Consider the following 19,407-nt stretch of genomic DNA (forward strand, 5'->3'; position numbering starts at 1 on the left):
TCATATGACATTTTTCAAAAAGGTTTTATTATTAGGGACAGGGCCAACATCTGTTCAACTAGCTGTGAATTTTAGAAATCATTTCAATAGCAAGGTGGGGATTGCTGGTCGAAAATCTTCACGTTCAAATATGTTCTTTGAAAAAACAATCAAACAACAACTTACACTTAAAGCACATATACAAAATAAACAGCATCAGTCTGCAGCTGGAGAATGTGTGATTGATTGTCTTTTTAAAGGGTATAATACAATATCAGGAGATTGGGATACCATTGTTCTCAGCGTGACTACAGATGCCTATATAGCTGTATTATCACAAATTGATATCCAAGTTTTGAAGCAAGCCAAGTGTATTATATTGATTTCTCCTACATTTTGCTCGAATCAATTAATTTCTAACTATTTAAAACAGATATCCTCCTGTGTTGAGGTGATTAGTTTTTCTACATATTATGGTGATACTAGATGGTTAAACGGTGTGCCATCGAATGAAGTGTTAACAACGGGGATAAAGAAAACGGTTTATATTGGATCGAATCAATCAAAATCGGAACATATGGATAAACTAAGCGAGTTATTTTGTCAGCTAGGAATTCATGTGAAAGTTTTAGCATCACCATTAGAAGCAGAAACAAGAAATATTTCTTTATACGTACATCCAGCACTGTGTATGAATGATTTTTCATTAAAGGCAATATTTGAAGAGCAAGGGACTATAAAGTATGTTTATAAGCTTTACCCTGAGGGACCTATTACGTACACAATGATTCGCCATTTGCTGAATCATTGGAAAGAAATGATGAAAATAGTAACGCATGTGAATATTCAACCTCTAAACCTTTTGAAATTTATGGTAGATGATAATTATTCATTACAACCGTTAAGTATAGCACGACAAGATATCGAAGATTTTGAAAAACTGGAGTCTATACATCAGGAGTATCTGTTGTATATACGTTATGCATCGTTATTGATTGATCCATTTTCTAAACCAGATCAAGAGGGAAGATACTTTGATTTTTCAGCTGTGCCTATAAAAAGGATATTTTTGAATCATGAAGGTATATGGGATATCCCAAGAATGCCAAAAGAGGATTACTATCGCCTTAAAATTATTCAAGGGGTAGCTAGAGCTTTAAAAATTAAATCTCCAACGATTGATCAATTTATATTTACGTATGAACAAAAGCTCCGGCAAGTAGTAGCATCATCATCTGAGAAAATGTCCTTTTCAGAAGCGTTTCAAATAAAAACTTTTTCAAAAGATATTAATATGATTTGTAAAGAATTAATATAAAAACCGGTGATGGTGGACATTTCGGTGGCAACCTAATGTTTAGGGGATGGTATACGAATGAAGGACATATGTTACGTTTCATTTTAGTGTCATTTTACAGGGGAATGTTTTGTTTTTGAATGGAGTAGGTGTTTACCAACCCACAGATATTTATTGAACAGTAGATTCTAAAGGTATAAAAATCATTAGAACGGGCAAAACCTTTTATGAGACCAGTTTCCATGAAAGGGGAAAAGACGATGAATACTGTTTTAACTGTAAATAAACGCGATAAAGGGCGTCATTCATCATTAACTCAACTTAGACAGAACGGTGCTATTCCGGGCGTTGTTTATGGCTACCAAATGGAATCCACAGCGGTATCACTGGATGCCAGACAATTTGCAAAAATGTTAGCTCAATTTGGCAATAAAAATGTCTTCCAATTAGATGTAGACGGTCAACGGGTCAACGCAGTATTAACAGAAGTACAACGCTGTGCGTTAAGGGGCAATGTAAAGCATGTAGATTTTAAGTCCATCAATATGTCCGAAGAACTAGAGGTTGATATTCCAGTAACGGTTACGGGTCATGCTATTGGAGTTGCAGATGGTGGATTCCTATTACAGCCTAATCGTGAAGTTCGTATAAAAGTAAATCCGTCAGAAATTCCTGAAACAATAGAGGTGGATGTGACTGATGTAGCAATCGGGACATCACTTTATGTAGGAGGTATTCGCGAAAAGTTCTCTTTTGAAATTTTACAGGAAGATGACTATACATTAGTGACGATTACACCTCCTGCCGCTGAAAATGTACAGGATGACGACATAGTGGATGGGACCCCTGAAGTAATCGAGGCTACTGGGAAAAATCCATCTGCATCAGAAGAATAGCAACAAAAAAAGGAGCCATCTTACACGTACGGTAAGTGGTTCCTTGCTGTTTATTGCATAAACTGCTGTAAAGATTTGTTCGATTATATATAGTTGAACTGTATATTGCAACCGAATAAAAAAAGACAATGCAAAAGTGCATTGTCTTGTAAGCCTATACTACAGCGCTTTTCACGCCAGTCCATCTCATAAATAATTTTTCATTATACGTTAAAGCAAACTGTACAATCGGTCCGAGTCCGAAAGCCATTAGCACAGTACCAACGCCGATAGGACCACCTAGTAAAAAGCCGATTAAAGCGACACTTACTTCCATAGTTGTTCGAGAGCGTGTGACACTCCAACCAAGCTTATGAACCATAAGAAGCATTAATGAATCACGAGGACCAATCCCTAAATTTGCCACCATATACATACCGCAACCCCAGCCAAGTAATAGTAAGCCACATACATATGAAAGAAGTTGCATCCAAAAACCATCTATATCAGGAATCAAATAGTTAAAAATATCAATAAAAATTCCTGCTAAAAACATATCTATAAACGTACCCGGCAGTGGAAATTTCTTTGTAATTACTATATCAAACGCTATTATGGCTAGTCCGATGAGAATGGACCAAGTACCAATAGTTAATCCCATTGTTTTAGCAAGTCCAATATGTAATACATCCCATGAACCAACACCGAAAATCTGACCTTTAATTGTCAATGTTATACCTAAGGATAAAAGCAAAATACCCGTTAAGAAGAACAGACACCGTGTGAAAAATGCTTGCTTCATCATTATAACCCTCATTCTAAAAATTCATGTTGTACAACAAATTATTATAACAATAGATTTTAAAATGAATCGAATATTGTCAATTCGTATTTTTCAAAAAAATATGATTAGGTAAGATAAATCAGGACAAAATAGTAGGGATAAGAAAGGATGAGATGACATGACCTCTGTGCGAGAAGAAATACTAGAAGTTTTAAACCGTGAAAAAATAGGAACGATGGCGACCGTCGAGAACGGCAAACCGTACTCACGCTATATGACATTCCAACATGAAGATTTTGTATTATACACAGTTACGAATAAACATTCTGAAAAAATGGAGGAGCTTCGCAAAAACCCATATACACATATATTATATGGATACGAAAATGGAGGCTTTGGTGACACGTACGTTGAAATTGAAGGGAAGCTAACAGAGATTCTAGAGGAAGGAATAAAAAATAAGTTAGCCGAACTTTTTACAAGCATTTTCGTTGGTAATCAAGATGAAATGATTACACTAAAAATCGAGCCGATTCGTATGCGCTTGATGAATAAAAAAGGCGATCCACCTAAAGAGCTTGAATTTACAAACGACCATTAAGCAGTGGTCGTTTTTTGATTGCCGCATGATCATTGATTCTGTACACATTACTTTTTTTGTTATTATTAGTTAAAAAAAAGGTGGGATGGGTGGCTGCCCCCCAGGAAAGCACTTAGGCGTAAGTGAAATCAACCACTCGTTTTGCCGAAGGGGACATTTAAAAGGATGCAATAATTCTCAAAAAATTTCCTCGATCATTTTGTTTCAACATAATGAACCGACCTAAAAGCATAGCTGCTTTCAGGCGGTTTTTTAAATGGGATATATACGTGCTTTTAACTGCTTATTTAAAATAGAAGCCTGCGTCAGTGCTTGTTCATCGTGACGTATCTCACCAGGCTTGTTTGCCTCTCCAATAATGTACGAGGAGAACGGCATCTTTAAGAAGTCAAAAATATACTGGAATTGCTGGATCATTGGTAGACCCTTTATATATGGGGCATCACCACCGACAGCAAGAACAATGGCCTCGGTAGTTTGTAGTTTTTCTTTTAGCTGTGGAAAACGCTCATCTCGAATAGCATGACTCAGTCGATCCACCATGTTCTTCATTATTCCTGACATGCTGTACCAATAGATCGGTGTGGCAAAAATAACAACATCACTTGTTAAAAACGCTTGTATAATTTGATCATAATCATCATCTACAAACTGAAAGCCGTTGTCATCGTGGCGCAAATCGTGAATAGGCTCGACCGTTAAATTTTTTAGATCTATTTTTTTATGATGTAAGCCCTCTAATACATAATTAGCTAGTTGTTCACTATTACTATCGGCTCTAGAGCTACCAATAAATGCGGTAATGTTCATGAAAATCCTCCTCTGTCCTTCAGGTTATAACTAGTGTAAACTTAACTTTATTATCGATAAAGCTGAATGTTTCGATGAAATGTATCGAAAAAAACGATTTAGGGGTGGGGAAGATGGATATTAAACAGCTGCAAACGTTTTTAACAGCTTCAGAAACGTTAAGTTTTACGCAAACAGCACAGCTACTAGACTATGCTCAATCGAGTATTACAGCACAAATTAAATCGCTTGAAGAAGAGCTTGGTGTAGTCCTTTTTGAGCGGCTTGGAAAACGCATTAGCCTTACAGAGGAGGGTGAGCGATTACAACAGTATGCCCAAAAAATGCTAGATTTAAATATGGAGATGAAAAAAGCTGTATTAAATGAACAAACACAAGCGGTATTAAAAATTGGTGCACAGGAAAGCCAATGTGTATACCGTCTGCCAAGTGTTTTACAACAATTTCAGAAATCCCATCCACAAGTCAAAATCATTTTTAAACCTGTGCATACAACCGAAATAGCCAAAGATTTATTACAGTCAGGCAATCTAGATATAGCATTTATTACGGATGCATATAAGGAAACACCTATGTTACATCGTGAGCGACTTATTCAAGAGCAATTAGTTTTTGTAAGTGCACCTACTGATAGCAACGAGGAGAGAGCAGTATTTTCTTTACAGCAACTTTCAAATGAAACGATGCTTCTGACAGAGAGCGGTTGCTCCTACCGTAATCAATTGGAATTACAGCTGCAGCAGGAAGGTTCGCTACCAATACAAATGATTGAATTTGCAAGTATTGAAGCCATTAAGCAATGTGTGATGGCAGGCTTAGGTATTACATTCTTACCTAAAATGGTGGTCGAGAAGGAGCTAAAAAACCAACGTTTACAAGAACTGATTACAGCAACGAAATTAGCAGACATTTTTACGGATATCGCTTGGCATAAGGATAAGCATATATCTCCGTATCTCGCTGATTTTATAGAGATTGCTATGAAAATGTATAAGAAGTTTTAAGGGCATATATTTTTTACCCGGACCTTTTTTCAAAATGGATTCTTTTTGTTTACTGACTAAGCAATCTTTTAAAGTACACAGCTGTATCAAAAAAATGCGAATGAATTTTTTAATTCATTTCGCACTTTTTAGTTCTTTTCACAATTGAAGAGTATTATTGTGATTTATAAAGGTCCTTACAGTTCGACCTATGATAAATTTATTGTTTCTTCAAAGTCCCAGAAAAGTTCGTTCCTTCATCATGCTCTTTGCGACAATCTACCTCGGTAATTTTAAGCGCATTATTAAGACGTTCAAATTCTAATACACATCGATTGCCGTTTGAAGATTTATTCATCACGGCCTTCGTGTTAGAAGTAATCGTCGCTGTACCATCGACACTCCCTGCAGCTGTCCCATCATTCGCAGTAATGAAAATAGTAAAATTTTTGCTTGTTGCGTTTGAAATGTAGGCATCACGGCGATTAAAATCAGTGGAGCCTGTACCCCATTTATAGTAATACGAATAGGTACCATTCCAAGCACTATTAGAAGGTGCTGTCAGCTGCATTGTTTTATCAAGCTGATTTTGGCCATTTTTCGCTCGTGTATTTAATGAAGTATTACTTACATTTTCGTGAATTTTTTGTGCGTCTTCTGAAATCTCATAAAAATTTCTTTCATCCATACGGTGGAGCATTGTAACGACTTGAGCTCGCGTCATATTGTTTGTCACGCCAAAAAACTTCTGCAAGTTACGGTTTTCATACTGTAAGTTTTGACCAGTGGAAATGTAATAATCGAGTAAAAACTGTATTGATTGATCTAATCCACTTTTACCATTTGCTAAATGTGTAATAGCCTGTGCCACAACACCGCGCTTCACATTAGCTCCTCTAATAGTGTTATCGAAATATCCGTTTAATGGAACACCATAGCTTGCAAGTCGATTGTAAAATTCATCAGACCAGTTTGCTAGAGGGGGTTGTTTTTTTAGCTCATCATAAGGTGATTCGAGCTCGTAAAAATTAGCAAGTAGTTTTGCAAATTGTTGCTCCGTGATTGTTGCATTGGGCTTAAATGTACCGTCTGCATAGCCATTAACGATATCATATTCCTCTGCCCACAGGATGGCTTCATACGCATAGTGATCTTCTGGTACATCTTTAAAACCAGCAGCTTGCACAGTGTATCCACTTGCCACAACCAGTATGGGAAGCAATAAAGCGAACACTATTTTTTTCATTTGTCTCTGTCATCCTTTCTTTCGTACTATTAATAGTTTGAAGGATATGGATAAAAACTGCAAATTTTTCTAGTTTATTTTAAGTAGAAAGGATGAGATAGAGCAATCCTATAAGCGATTCATTTAGGAAAGAAGGAATAAACAGAGATGTTGAATAGTTTCAATAAATATCTCCAAAAATGGATGCCTATTTTAACGCCACTAAGTTTAGTGATGGGTGTATTGTTGGGGAATGTAGGGCATCAGCTTTTATTTTTAGTGCCATGGCTTTTTGCATTTATGACGTTTGCAGGTAGTTTAAATATGAGTTTTGAAGGGATAAAAAATCTTCGGAAATATTCAAAGGTTATAGTAATAGCCCTTGTATTTTTACATCTGATGATGCCGATGTGGGCCTATTTTGTATCAACCGTTATCTTTCATGATCATTTACTAACGATTGGCTTTGTCTTAGCAGTCGCTGTGCCAACTGGAGTAACGAGTTTTATTTGGGTAAGTATTTGTGGAGGACATCTTCCATTGTGTCTTGCAATTATTTTAATCGACACACTTATATCCCCCGTAGTTATTCCTGCTTTACTACATATTGTTGTGGGGCAAACAATCGAAATTGATACTGCAGGTCTAATGTTAGATTTACTTTGGATGATTGTTGTACCTTCACTTATAGGTGTAGCGTTGAACGAGTTGACTAAAGGCAATATTGCGGTGACACTAGGAAAGAAATTAGCCCCTTTTTCAAAACTAAGCTTATTTACCATTGTGATGATTAATAGTAGCGCAATCGCTCCGTATATTACACACTTTAGTTGGGGGCTTGTCGGTGTTATTTTAGTCGTATTTGTTCTAGCTATATCAGGGTATGCGCTCTGTTTAGTACTCGGTCATATTCTTTGGAAGGATATAAGTATTATTACAATGTTCGTTTTTACTGGAGGGATGCGCAATATTGCTGTAGGAGTAGTGATAGCGACGACATACTTTCCTACAAAAACGGTTATGCCAGTAGTGTTTGGCATGCTATTTCAGCAAGTTCTAGCCTCGTTCTTTAGCCGAATAGTTGAGCAGTATCAGTTGAAAGTTGCGAAAGGCTAAATATCTTAGCAATTCTTTTGTGGAAGGTAAATAAATTTTTTAAGACTTACGCTATCGATTGTTATTAAGACGCCACATTAATTGTTCCAAAAGAAGGAGAGGCACAAAAATGTGATGTAAGATCATCAAATGAAAATAGCGAAATATGAGGTTTCCAATACGCCACCTTCAGAATATGATGAAGATAAGCAGTATCCATCGTTATGTAGGATGGGGGAGATATTCTATTTTAAAATTTTACAATAATAATAAATTGAAAGTAAATATCAGTTGTGCATGCGAAAGTATTATGAATGCTAATTATGTCTCATAAGAAAGAAGAGTGCGCGAATGAAAGAATTGGATGATTTGAAACTAACGATTCTTCCGTTAATTATTTTGCTGATTCTTATACTTTTTTGGAAACTGACCGAGTCTGTCGGAGCGGGTATGTTGATTATTATTTTCTGGATAGGCTGGCGGCGCCTTATTAGAAAATCACTATAAATTGAATATGAGTTACCGCCAGCTTTATTCAAAAAAGTTAAACATCGTTTGATACTGGAATCAAACGATGTTTTTTTGCATTTGCCTCTAATCTTCTGCATAGTTCTTACTTTTGAAAAACGACTATGTACGATTATTTGTAATTTTGTTACTATGTAGTAATTAATAAATGAAACAACAAGGAGATACGGCATGTGGCATTATCGGAATGTATGGATTATTTTATTGGGCGAATTTGTCGTTGGTCTTGGCTTATGGGCTGGGATTATAGGCAATCTAGCTTTTATGCAAGAGGTCGTTCCCTCTGATTTTCACAAATCATTAATTATTTCTTGCGGTATATTGGCGGGCTTAATAGTAGGTCCGTTGGCAGGACGTATTATTGACAATTCGCAGAAAAAAACAGTTATACAGTGGGCAAGTGTAGGACGAATTATAAGTGTTTTATTTATGTTTATGGCACTTTTTACAAATTCGGTTGTATGGATGATTCTTTTTTTAATTACGCTGCAAATAGCGGCAGCCTTTTATATGCCTGCTCTACAATCTATTATTCCAATGATTGTTAAGGATAAGGACTTAATCACACTTAATGCTTGGCAAATGAATGCCCGAACGATTTCAAGGATTATTGGTACGGCTGCAGCAGGATTCATGTTAAGTTTCTTTGACTTGAAATGGTTGTACATCATTTCATTTATTGTCTATATTCTGATGTTTGTTATTACGAGCTTCCTACAATTAGACGAGATGGCTGATCACTCATTATCAACTAAGGAAAAGGGAGGCTTTAAAGAAGTGTTACCGATGGTGAAGGAGCACCCAATTGTTTTAATGACACTTGTTTTAATGTTAATTCCAACATTATTTTTAGGTTCCTTTAATTTAGTTATTATGAAAATTTCTGAGATTCATCATTCAACGACAATATCTGGATTATTGTATACAGTTGAGGGCATTGGTTTCATGCTTGGTGCAGCTGGTTTAAAATTGATTACGGAACGGGTAAAAATTGGGACACTCCTCTTTACTTTAGCATTTATCATCGGTTCGATGGAACTCATGCTACTATTATCGGATATCAAGTTTTTTGCATTAGTAGCTTTTGGCGTTTTTGGTTTTTCAGTAGGCTGTTTTTTCCCAACAACCATGGTGATTTTTCAAAAGCAAGTGCCAAAAGATTTTCATGGCCGATTTTTCTCATTCCGTAATATGATTGATTCTGTCATCTTTCAGGTCGTCTTATTGTCAACAGGTATGATGCTAGATTTAGTTGGTTTAAGTGGATTGGGACTAGTTTTTGGTATAATCAGCTTAAGTTTAACGATCACTTTTTTACTATATTCAAAGAAAAAGAATGTTGTGATGCAGGCGCATTAATTAAAAAGGAACTGTCAAATCTGTATTCTACTTTGACAGTTCTATCTTCTTATTAAGTTTTATATACATTTTACATAGTAATATTTAGGATGCGGTCTATGGACGGTACTTCTGCTTTCTTACTTTTATGACTAACGAGGACAGGTTTGTTGAAGGAAAAAGTAATAGATGATATTTATATTAGAATTCTAAATAGTATTGCGATCTCTTGATAAAACATCTACTTGTCCAATCTCTGCAATGAATGATTTTGTTGAAGTTGTCGAATGGGCTGACAAAATGGTTATGTTTTAATCATTAAGATAAGTAGAAAGAAGGTATTGAAAGATGTTTGGAAAAACACAAGACCCGATAGAGACTTATATAGAATCACCCGATAAGCTAAAGAGCTTATATAGGCGAGTGTTATTCGTTGTTAGTCTCTCACAAGTTTTTGGTGGGGCAGGGCTTGCAGCAGGTATTACAGTAGGGGCTCTTTTAGCTCAACAAATGTTAGGAACGGATGCTTATGCAGGGGTACCTTCCGCTTTATTAACTTTAGGTTCGGCGGGGACAGCTTTAATTGTAGGGAAACTATCTCAACGTTATGGGCGTCGTACAGGGTTATCGACAGGTTTTATTGTCGGAGGACTCGGTGCAATTGGTGTAGTGATTGCTGCCATGATAAATAGTGTCATTTTATTATTCGCTTCTCTACTAATCTATGGCGCAGGAACTGCAACAAATTTACAAGCCCGCTATGCAGGGACAGATTTAGCCAATAATAAACAACGAGCAACTGCTATTAGCACAACAATGGTGATGACAACATTCGGAGCTGTGGCAGGGCCAAATTTAGTAAATATTATGGGTGAATTTGCAGTTTCTATTGGTGTGCCGGCTCTTGCGGGTCCATTTATCTTATCAGCAACAGCATATATCCTAGCAGGTCTGGTCCTTTTTATTATGTTGCGTCCGGATCCATTAGAAATAGCGAAACTGCTTGAAGCGCACAAACAAGAAAATGAGCATGGAAATAAGTCAGAATCCTTAAATAAAAAAGCTCACAATAAAAGAGGTCTTACAGTCGGTGCAACGGTGATGGTACTTACGCAAATTGTAATGGTTGCTATTATGACAATGACACCCGTACATATGAAACATCATGGCCATGGTTTATCGGAGGTTGGACTTGTTATAGGGTTTCATGTAGGTTCTATGTATCTTCCATCGCTCGTAACAGGTATTCTTGTTGATAAAATCGGGCGGACTGCCATGAGTATTGCTTCCGGAGTGACGCTGTTATTTGCTGGCTTATTGGCGGCGTTCGCACCAAGCGATTCTATGCTTCTATTAATCATTGCTCTATCTTTACTTGGGTTAGGGTGGAACTTTGGCTTAATAAGTGGTACTGCACAAATAGTAGATTCGACAGAGCCTTCGACACGTGCAAAAACGCAAGGGAAAATCGATGTTTTAGTTGCATTAGCAGGAGCTTCTGGTGGTGCTCTCTCAGGCATGGTAGTGGCTAATGCAAGTTATGCGGTATTATCTTTAGCAGGGGGGCTTTTATCGTTAGTACTTATCCCCATTGTAATTTGGTCAAGAAGAGCTTGAGATAAATTAGATGATACAAAAATTATTATAAAACTCTATTAAAAAAACAACTTAATTTAAGGTTCTTTTGTTGGCATACGGTACTCCGTAATGTAAATCAAAAGAACCTTTTCCTCTTAATAAAAACAAATAACTATGTAATTAGCTATTTGTTTTAACTGCTTCTGTTTAATTAGATGTCTTAATTACCTCATTAAAGGCTGCAATAATTACCTCGATTTTATATCCCGCTTCGAGTAATTCATTAGTTATTTGTTCATATGTTCATTCCTTGATAATTTTTAAATCTAATTAGTCGTTATAAAATTGTAAGCATTGACAATGATTAAATATTCAGTTTTGGATACAAAAGTACATTTAAAAGACCGCAGCGTGTTCAGAAGCTACAGAAAAAATTTGTAGGAATGCTAATTTGTAATAGGGATAGCGTTTTGCAATAATAACTTGAGGCGTAGATGAAGGAAATATAATTGACACATTTTGAATACATGGAGCAACTTTTTTTATGTAGGGATATGTTTTAGTACTTTGCCTCAATTGGTAAAAGTACCAAAATGATAATAATAAAAAAATGTTCAGTATAATATTAACCTAATTTCCAATACTAAATTTGTTTTAAAAATAAGGAAGGAGGTTTCTATAAGTGAGATATCTTAAATGGGGTGTAATTGGTGCTGTTATTTTGAGTGTAGCTAGAGGATTTCAAAAGGGTACTCTTCAACAGTTCACAAAAAATATTTCGAACAAATTAAATCTACAGAATACTCAACAAATGATGCAGCCAATGCAACAAATGGCACAATCATCGCAGCAAAAGTTTCAGCCTTTACAACAAATGAACCAATCTTCACAACAATCGAAGCAACCTCAACAACAAGTAAACGAATCTTCACAACAAATGAATCAATCATTACAAAATACAGCCATTAACTCTTCATCGAGTAATTCTTCGAAATAATAATGTATTCAAAAAAACAATTGCTATGAATTAGAGGAATCTGGTGGAAAAAGCTTTTTTGACATTAAAACAATTCCTCAAATTGACCTTAAGTAGGGGAAAAGATATTCAATGGAACAAATAAAGAATTTAAAATCGTTGAAAGAACTATTTAAATTTTCCGCTGATGTGATTTTTCAAACATATAACTTTTTTCAACATAAAGTACATTTTATCACATGTGATTCAATGATTGACGAACAGTTATTAAATGGTGTTGTTGTTACTAGAGTTCAATCCTTATTATCTGGTTTATCTACAGAATTATTAGAAATAAAAATAATGAACGATTTGCATATACCTAAATTGCAAAAAGTAAAAAAAAAATCCGATGCTATTACGCTGGTTTATACAGGGAATGTACTGTTGTATTTCGAAGAAGAAAACATACTTTTCTCAAGTAATATTTCAAAAAAACCAAATCGAAATCCAGAAGAAACCCTAATGGAATCAGTTTTAAAAGGACCGAGAGACAATTTTATTGAAGATATTTTAATCAACATCGCTCTAATACGTAAAAGATTACCCACCAATTCATTTAGTGTAGAGAATTTTGAAATTGGAAGGCGTTCTAAAACAAAAGTATCGTTGCTTTATATGCACGATATAACAAATAAAGAAATAGTGAATGTAATTAAGAAAGAGCTAAAACAAATAGACACAGATATTGTGTTTAGTGGTGATGTACTGATGGGGGAAATGGGAAAAGGAACAAAAATTATACCTAAACATGATTATACAGGTCGTCCTGATTATGCATTGCAAGCTTTAATGAGAGGACGAGTTATTATATTGGTTGATGGAGTATCGTATGCCATAATTGTACCAATTAACATAACATTACTTTTTAAAACAAGTGAGGATTATGAGTATCCCATTATTGTAAATTCTGTAGAACGATTAATGCGTTTAGTAGGTATTTTTATTAGTATATTTTTACCGGGATTTTGGATTGCTATATCGACATTTCATCAAGAGCAAATACCTGTATATTTATTAGCGTCGTTAGTAGAATCGAGAACAGGAAATGTATTGCCAGTCGCTCTAGAAATGTTTCTAATGCTATTAATGTTTGAATTGTTTTATGAAGCAAATCTTCGTCTTCCATCTATTATCGTGGGGACACTAAGTATTGTAGGAGGATTAATAATTGGTAATGCAGCGGTTAAAGTTGGATTAACATCTGCTCCAATGCTTATAGTTTTTGCTATTTCAAGCATTGCAGGTTTTACATTAGTTAATCAATCCTTTATAGCAGGGGCAGGTATTTTAAGGTTTTTAATTATATTTGGATCTGCTATTTTTGGCTTGTTCGGTTTTTTTATATCAATGTTCTTCATTTTTCTTTATTTAGCAAACGTACGGGTATACGGTGTTCCCTACTTAACTATTTTCGCAGATTTGGTTTGGGCTGATATAAAAACATCCTTGGTGCGTCAATCTCAAAAAGGATATAGTCAACGTCCAAAATTTTTAAAACCGCAAGATAAAACACGAACACATGAAAAGTGCTAGATGGGAAAATTAGGAGCTGGAAAAATGAGCAGTCTTTTTTTTATGATTTTCCCACTTTCGAAATAGAACGTTCGTACGGGTATATGGAACATACATTATTTTCTGTTGATAATCATTTTGTAAAAGGGGTTGGTTGTTCCAATTTGATGTATATGGAAATGAACGATTGTAAATTCTTAAAGATGTAGTAAATATAATTAAAACACGTATAGAGAAAGTTGGATTACTAAATGAATTTTCACAACACAATGCAACTGAAAGTTTTTCGAACTGTAGTTTTGGATACCGGTGGTGTGATATATCGAATTCCGGCAGAGACTATTACGCTATCGGAGAATAAATTCTTGTATCACCTGTTTAAGGTTATTAAGTAAATGAAACAATTTCTTTTCTTAATCAGTATACTATTGGTATTGTCTACTATTGCATGTCCTATCAAGGCGGAAACAAATACTGTTCCTATTATGAAAGAAAGTATTGAGAGCATGAATCAAGAAAGAGAAACAAGTTCATTAAGCCATATCAATATACCGAATAGACCTCCGAAGAATCCCTTCTTAGTAGATGGACTATCTGGGCTCTCTCATTGGGATCCTGCCCAAACGGATTCAACTGTGGTTCCAGCTCCTTCTGGAATTAAGAAAATTCCTAAAAAAAAGATTCAGCGCATTCCTGGAGGTTTAATCAATATCTGCTATGTAAGTGGTCCGGTATATCCTACAGGAGAACAGACTATTTGGTTGGCAAACAATAATCGTATTGCCAAAGTTCTGATTGATGATGAGCAATTTGAATTAATTTCCGAGTTTAAAATTCCTGGTCAGTCTTATTTATCGCCCCAAGATGCTGATGCAGTAACGGATAAGCTAGATAGTTTCGAAAGTGAGAACGAGTTATTGGCTTACATCAATAAGAACTTCCCTAAATACGCGGAAGATATTGCTGTTCGTGCTGGGGTGTATCCGATGATGGATTATGAAGGGAATTTTTATACCGTTGTGAATGATAGCATTATGGTTTTTGGAGACAAACATTCGTATGATCCATTTTCGGAAATTGAATTAAAACGGAAATTTACACTGCCAAAGGAGTTATTAAATCCAAACATGAGATTGTCAGATGCATTGTTAGGATTGAATCTTACTTATGACGGCAAAGTGGTCTTTGTAACAGGAGGCGGTGTAGTTGGGGTTATTGATCGTTATTTCAAAGAGCAAGTACAGTATATTAAGCTGAGAGGGGAAACTATTTCAAACTCCTTTTCTCTTGATGAAAAAGGCGGTATTTACGTGGTATCCAGTAAATATATGCACAAATTTGTTTGGAATGGTAAGAAGCTCAGTGATAATCCAAAGGATGGGGCCTGGAAATCAGAGTATGAAGTGGGAGAAGCAGCAGGTGGTATAAAACTTGATGTAGGGTCAGGATCTACTCCGACTCTTATGGGGTTTGGGGATGACAAAGATAAACTTGTCGTCATCACAGATGGTTCCAAAGTAATGAACATTGTTGCTTTTTGGCGTGATGAAATTCCAACAGACTTTAAGCAGCAGTCTGGAACAAAGTCTCGTCGTATTGCGGGACAGATGAAAGTGAACTTCGGCCAAAATAATTTGAAAGAAGCACAGTCAGAGCAATCGGTGGCTATATTGGGGTATGGTGCTTTTGTAGTCAATAACAGTCTTCCTGATAAACTTCCGACAAAGCTTGAAAACGTTGTTGTTTCTGGGGTGACACGACCAGGGCCAAAAGGTGTTGAAAAATTTGAGTGGGATTTTAAGACGCATGAGTGGAAAAGAGCATGGGCGAATCCAAATGTGAGTTCTCCATCGGTAGTACCTATGGTAAGTGCGGGTAGTAATCAAGCTTATTTCAATGGTTATGTTGATGGGGCTTGGGAGATTACTGGACTCGACTGGGATACGGGGAAGGTTAAAACGCGTCTAATTTTAGGAGACAGTCAAGCATATAATGGAGCTTATTCCTTGATTCAGGTTTTGCCAGATGGTGATATTGTTTACGGAGGTTTAACCGGATATCTGAGAATCGATGCCAAATAAATAGAATAAAAAATTTTTGTGGAGTCGTTTATTTAATAAGTAAATAAAAAGGTTTACTTCTTGTTAAAAAAGGGGTAAGCCTTTTTGTTACTACTGATAATGATGGATTATGTTACTCGATATAGCCAGTAGCGCTTACAACACAAATTAATCGCAATGAAGGTCTAGAGGGCTATTGGGACGGCAGATAAATTACAGGCCCAAATTCGGCTGCGCATCAGCTCCAGATCCTTGTGATGACAGGCCGTGATACGACGGAAGCCCGTTTCTATACAGAAGGCGGCGATGAATATATGGAGATGTCCGGATATTTATACGTAAGTGAATCCAACGTAAAACCGCTGGATGCAGGCCAATCATCCAAAATTAGCTGCAAGCAAACGGGCATGCGAGATGGTTTACGATCCCGCAAGCGATAGCAGGGAAAACGATGACCGTGGTGTTGTCATCAAAGAGTTCATTCGCGGTGTATGATGAGAAGGGAGTGTGCGTCAATTTTACCGTTGTGAGTGGCGATAACAAAGTAAAAATGCCGAAGGACGGAACGATTGTTTTTGTTGTATCATACAAGCACGATAAAAGAGGCTAAAATAGTTAATAGCCCTTAAAATAAAACAATCTAGAGGTATTTAAGATTGCAATAGAGATAATAGCGGATACATATCTAGATATTTTACATAAGTTAATTTAGATGAAAAAATTTAGGTAAATAAGGGAGTGTGTGTTCATGACTCAACCATTTCGGCGAAGTCCGGGTTCAACCCAACCACAGCCACGTCAAATAAGTCCAGGTTCAATACAGCCACAACCATTTATAAGTCCAGGTTCAATACAGCCGCAACCATTTATAAGTCCTGGCTCAATACAACCACAACCGTACCCACCATTTCCACCATATCCGCCTCAGTACCCACCATTTCCACCGCAGTATCCACCACCATACCCACCATATCCTCCACCACAACAAACTGGTGGATGTATTCAAAAATGGGCTAATATGAAGTTAAGAGATGGAAGAACTTTAAATGTATTTGTGACTTCTATTGATGAAAAAAGTTTAGGTGGGTTCCTACCTAGTGGCCAACAGGTTGCAATAGATTTAAATGAAATTACATTTATGACTTGTTAAGCTTAAAATGATTTAGCAATAAAAAACAACATTAAAAGTCAATAGGTAAAGTACTACCTTTAACACACGAGTCACCAAATGTCTGCTAATGACCTAAAGCAGACATTTTTTAATGAAGGATTTTAATGTACCATAAACCGTAATTTGCCTTAGGTACTAATCGTAATGTCGATGTTCGTTGATAACTTAAAATCCTAAATAAGGTTCCTTGCTGGGAATTCGTTATTGTAAGATATGATGTTACATTAAACAAAAGGTTAAGAACCATATTGACAATCTAATATTTTTTTATTATCATTTAAAAAAAATAAAATTCCGTATAACCCCAATAATATGGTTTGGGGGTCTCTACCAGGAACCGAAATTCCTGATTACGAAGAAAGTACAAAACTTGTATTTTCTTTGTAGTCAGGAATTTTTTTGTATTTTAATCTAAAAATTTATTTCAGGAGGTCAAAAATGAACTTTTTAGCATTACCCAAAATTGAACTTCACTGTCATTTGGATGGAAGCCTAAGGGGTGAAACTATTATTGATATTGCACAGAAGGAAGGTATTCAGTTACCCTCTTTTGATAAGGATGAACTGCAAAAGGAGCTGATTGCTCCGTTAGAATGTGAATCCCTTGATGAGTATTTAAAAAGATTTTCTCTTCCTAATTTGGTCATGCAGTCCAAGGAGAACCTAAGAAGAATTACTTTTGAGCTATTTGAGGATGCAACAAGAGAAAATGTGAAATATTTAGAAGTTAGATTTGCCCCGTTACTTCATATATTACAAGGTCTTGATGTTGAAGAAGTTATTCAATCTGTTATAGAGGGAATGAGGGACGCCGAAAGCTGCTACGAAATAAAAGGAAATATAATCTTGTCTTGCATGAGGACAATGTCTGTAGAAAGCGCATTTGAAGTAGTTGAAAAGGGGAAAAAGTTCCTAGGAAACGGTGTGGTGGCAATCGACCTATGTGCATCCGAAGAAGAAGGCTTTTGTGAAAAATTCGTAGATCCAATTGCATTAGCTAAAAAATATGGCTACAGAGTTACTATTCATGCCGGTGAAACAGGAATTGGTAAAAACGTTCTAGATGCTGTTGAACTGCTAGGTGCTGAAAGAATAGGACACGGAGTATTTATTAAAGATTGTGCCGAGGCTTATAAGATTGTGAAAGAAAGTCAGGTAGTGCTTGAAATGTGTCCAACAAGTAATGTCCAGACGAAAGCTGTTCATAATTATTCAGAACATCCGATTTATAAGTTTCATAAAGATGGAATAAAAGTGACATTTAATACGGATAACAGAACAGTATCTGATACTACAATGGAAAAAGAAATTTATTTAGTTGACAATGAATTTAATCTAACTGAAGAAGATTATCGACTAATTTATTTAAATAGTGTAGAAGCATCCTTTGCCGATCAAGAAACTAAAGAATGGTGTTTGGCACAATATTAAAGAAAATTAAAATTAGCAACACAAACTATCCCAAAACTCGAACATTTTTTTAGGGATAATGTAAATGAAACAACATAAAGAGCTTTGCTACTTATAATTTGTAGCAAGGCTCTTATCTTTTTGAGTAAAATTAAATAACTTTATTAATTCTTTTCAAAAGAGATACTAGTACATACACGGTTTATCAGAGATTGGAATTGTTATAGGATTTCATGTAGGTTCTATGTATCTTCCATCGCTCGTAACAATAATTCCTGAGATAAAATCGGACGAACAACCATGAGTATTATAAGTATTGAAAATATAATAATTTCTACTCTTTACTCCACCTTCCTTTTTGTCTAAGCAACTTTATTCGATATGAATAAACTTAATATATGAAGAGGAGGTGAATATAAAATGGCATCATTTGAAATTGGAGCGAGAAGTCTTTTCAATTTTCGAAACGAACGCTTTTTCCTATTAGTTGAAGATGAAATTACAATTCCAGAACAAGGTGTGGAGATTGATCCGGTTAATATCTATGAGATTGACCAACAAACTTTCAATTTTATTAGAGATGAAGGAGATACACCTGTGATTCGACCAGTTATTAATCTTCCAACTGTACCACCTGGATTTAAATTAGAACGAAAATGTATTTTTACAGTTGATAATGCATATTACGTAATTTATGATTTAGAAAATGGTACTGATAACAATGTTTTATTAAGAATCGGTGCAGCTTTATTTAACTCCTTGAGAAATTCTGGTGTTCGTGAATGTATTCCTCAAGATTTCATTAACTAAATGTTATTGCCATTTTAAATGTAGGGGTACAAAAAACAAGCGACCAATTTTATTGGGTGCTTGTTTTTTTATACGCCTGGCATGCAAATCCAATATCGAGTAAATGAGGCGGAGAGATGGTGTGAAAGTGTATACGCTTTTCTGGGGAGGTCTGATGGAAAAGTGAAGTATCTTCATAACCATTAGATGTAATTCCCAAGCCTTTGTTCAATGAGTAAAACGTTACAGGCAAGAGACCACTAAAAGTGTCATAGTAGATTGTTATATGGACATTTTTTACATAACGATATACCTCTAATTGTTTAATTGTTTAAGGAAAACATTCTTATTCTT

At 35.7% G+C, this 19,407-nt stretch carries 16 protein-coding genes, 1 pseudogene and 1 riboswitch; of the genes and pseudogenes, 14 read left to right on the forward strand and 3 right to left on the reverse strand.

Translation table 11 applies throughout. The features are described 5' to 3' along the window. Positions 1–4 precede the first annotated feature (4 nt). Together B1B04_RS09530 and B1B04_RS09535 are read left to right on the forward strand one after the other, a co-directional pair. Complete coding sequence (locus B1B04_RS09530; protein ID WP_079561245.1) at positions 5–1,297, forward strand: opine metallophore biosynthesis dehydrogenase; 1,293 nt, start codon at positions 5–7, stop codon at positions 1,295–1,297. A 239-nt stretch (positions 1,298–1,536) separates the two neighbouring features. Continuing rightward, positions 1,537–2,172, forward strand: coding sequence for a 50S ribosomal protein L25/general stress protein Ctc (locus B1B04_RS09535; protein WP_079561246.1), 636 nt, complete (start codon positions 1,537–1,539; stop codon positions 2,170–2,172). A 154-nt stretch (positions 2,173–2,326) separates the two neighbouring features. Here B1B04_RS09535 and B1B04_RS09540 read toward each other — a convergent pair whose 3' ends face one another. Beyond that, on the reverse strand, positions 2,327–2,953 hold the full coding sequence (locus B1B04_RS09540) for a YczE/YyaS/YitT family protein (RefSeq protein ID WP_079561367.1): 627 nt from the start codon (positions 2,951–2,953) through the stop codon (positions 2,327–2,329). Between the two features lie 160 nt (positions 2,954–3,113). Between B1B04_RS09540 and B1B04_RS09545 the strand changes: the two genes are divergently transcribed. Continuing rightward, complete coding sequence (locus tag B1B04_RS09545) at positions 3,114–3,536, forward strand: pyridoxamine 5'-phosphate oxidase family protein (protein WP_079561247.1); 423 nt, start codon at positions 3,114–3,116, stop codon at positions 3,534–3,536. 252 nt (positions 3,537–3,788) lie between these two features. On the opposite strand, the gene B1B04_RS09550 is transcribed toward B1B04_RS09545, so the two are convergent. Next, a complete protein-coding gene (locus B1B04_RS09550; protein ID WP_079561248.1) occupies positions 3,789–4,346 on the reverse strand; it encodes a flavodoxin family protein in 558 nt (185 codons plus the stop codon). A 113-nt stretch (positions 4,347–4,459) separates the two neighbouring features. On the opposite strand from B1B04_RS09550, the gene B1B04_RS09555 reads away from it, so the two are divergent. Then, positions 4,460–5,350, forward strand: coding sequence for a LysR family transcriptional regulator (locus B1B04_RS09555; RefSeq protein ID WP_079561249.1), 891 nt, complete (start codon positions 4,460–4,462; stop codon positions 5,348–5,350). A gap of 199 nt (positions 5,351–5,549) precedes the next feature. On the opposite strand, the gene B1B04_RS09560 is transcribed toward B1B04_RS09555, so the two are convergent. Then, positions 5,550–6,575: an S-layer homology domain-containing protein gene (locus B1B04_RS09560; RefSeq protein ID WP_079561250.1), complete on the reverse strand. Its 1,026-nt coding sequence runs from the start codon at positions 6,573–6,575 to the stop codon at positions 5,550–5,552. 147 nt (positions 6,576–6,722) lie between these two features. On the opposite strand from B1B04_RS09560, the gene B1B04_RS09565 reads away from it, so the two are divergent. The 10 genes and pseudogenes from B1B04_RS09565 (at position 6,723) to B1B04_RS09610 (ending at position 19,074) form a co-directional block, all read left to right on the forward strand. Next, positions 6,723–7,670, forward strand: a complete 948-nt coding sequence (locus tag B1B04_RS09565; protein WP_079561251.1) for a bile acid:sodium symporter family protein — start codon at positions 6,723–6,725, stop codon at positions 7,668–7,670. Positions 7,671–8,348: 678 nt separating this feature from the next. Continuing rightward, complete coding sequence (locus B1B04_RS09570) at positions 8,349–9,536, forward strand: MFS transporter (protein ID WP_079561252.1); 1,188 nt, start codon at positions 8,349–8,351, stop codon at positions 9,534–9,536. Positions 9,537–9,863: 327 nt separating this feature from the next. Continuing rightward, a complete protein-coding gene (locus B1B04_RS09575; RefSeq protein WP_079561253.1) occupies positions 9,864–11,132 on the forward strand; it encodes an MFS transporter in 1,269 nt (422 codons plus the stop codon). A gap of 643 nt (positions 11,133–11,775) precedes the next feature. Continuing rightward, positions 11,776–12,090, forward strand: a complete 315-nt coding sequence (locus B1B04_RS09580) for a hypothetical protein (protein ID WP_176166745.1) — start codon at positions 11,776–11,778, stop codon at positions 12,088–12,090. A 111-nt stretch (positions 12,091–12,201) separates the two neighbouring features. Then, the gene (locus tag B1B04_RS09585) at positions 12,202–13,644 is read left to right on the forward strand and encodes a spore germination protein (RefSeq protein ID WP_079561254.1); all 1,443 of its coding nucleotides are present in this window, start codon (positions 12,202–12,204) and stop codon (positions 13,642–13,644) included. A gap of 374 nt (positions 13,645–14,018) precedes the next feature. Continuing rightward, entirely contained in the window at positions 14,019–15,704 is a 1,686-nt protein-coding gene (locus tag B1B04_RS09590) for a hypothetical protein (RefSeq protein ID WP_079561255.1), read from the forward strand. 125 nt (positions 15,705–15,829) lie between these two features. Beyond that, positions 15,830–16,293, forward strand: a pseudogene (locus B1B04_RS09595) (hypothetical protein); the annotation flags it as partial. Positions 16,294–16,431: 138 nt separating this feature from the next. Further along, positions 16,432–16,833, forward strand: a complete 402-nt coding sequence (locus B1B04_RS09600) for a hypothetical protein (RefSeq protein WP_079561256.1) — start codon at positions 16,432–16,434, stop codon at positions 16,831–16,833. A 295-nt stretch (positions 16,834–17,128) separates the two neighbouring features. Then, positions 17,129–17,227, forward strand: a riboswitch (purine riboswitch). A 65-nt stretch (positions 17,228–17,292) separates the two neighbouring features. Then, the gene (gene add, locus B1B04_RS09605; protein WP_079561257.1) at positions 17,293–18,285 is read left to right on the forward strand and encodes an adenosine deaminase; all 993 of its coding nucleotides are present in this window, start codon (positions 17,293–17,295) and stop codon (positions 18,283–18,285) included. Between the two features lie 399 nt (positions 18,286–18,684). Next, entirely contained in the window at positions 18,685–19,074 is a 390-nt protein-coding gene (locus B1B04_RS09610; protein ID WP_079561258.1) for a spore coat protein, read from the forward strand. Positions 19,075–19,407: the final 333 nt, after the last annotated feature.

This window comes from Lysinibacillus sp. KCTC 33748, assembly GCF_002237755.1.
Taxonomy (GTDB): Bacteria; Bacillota; Bacilli; order Bacillales_A; family Planococcaceae; genus Lysinibacillus.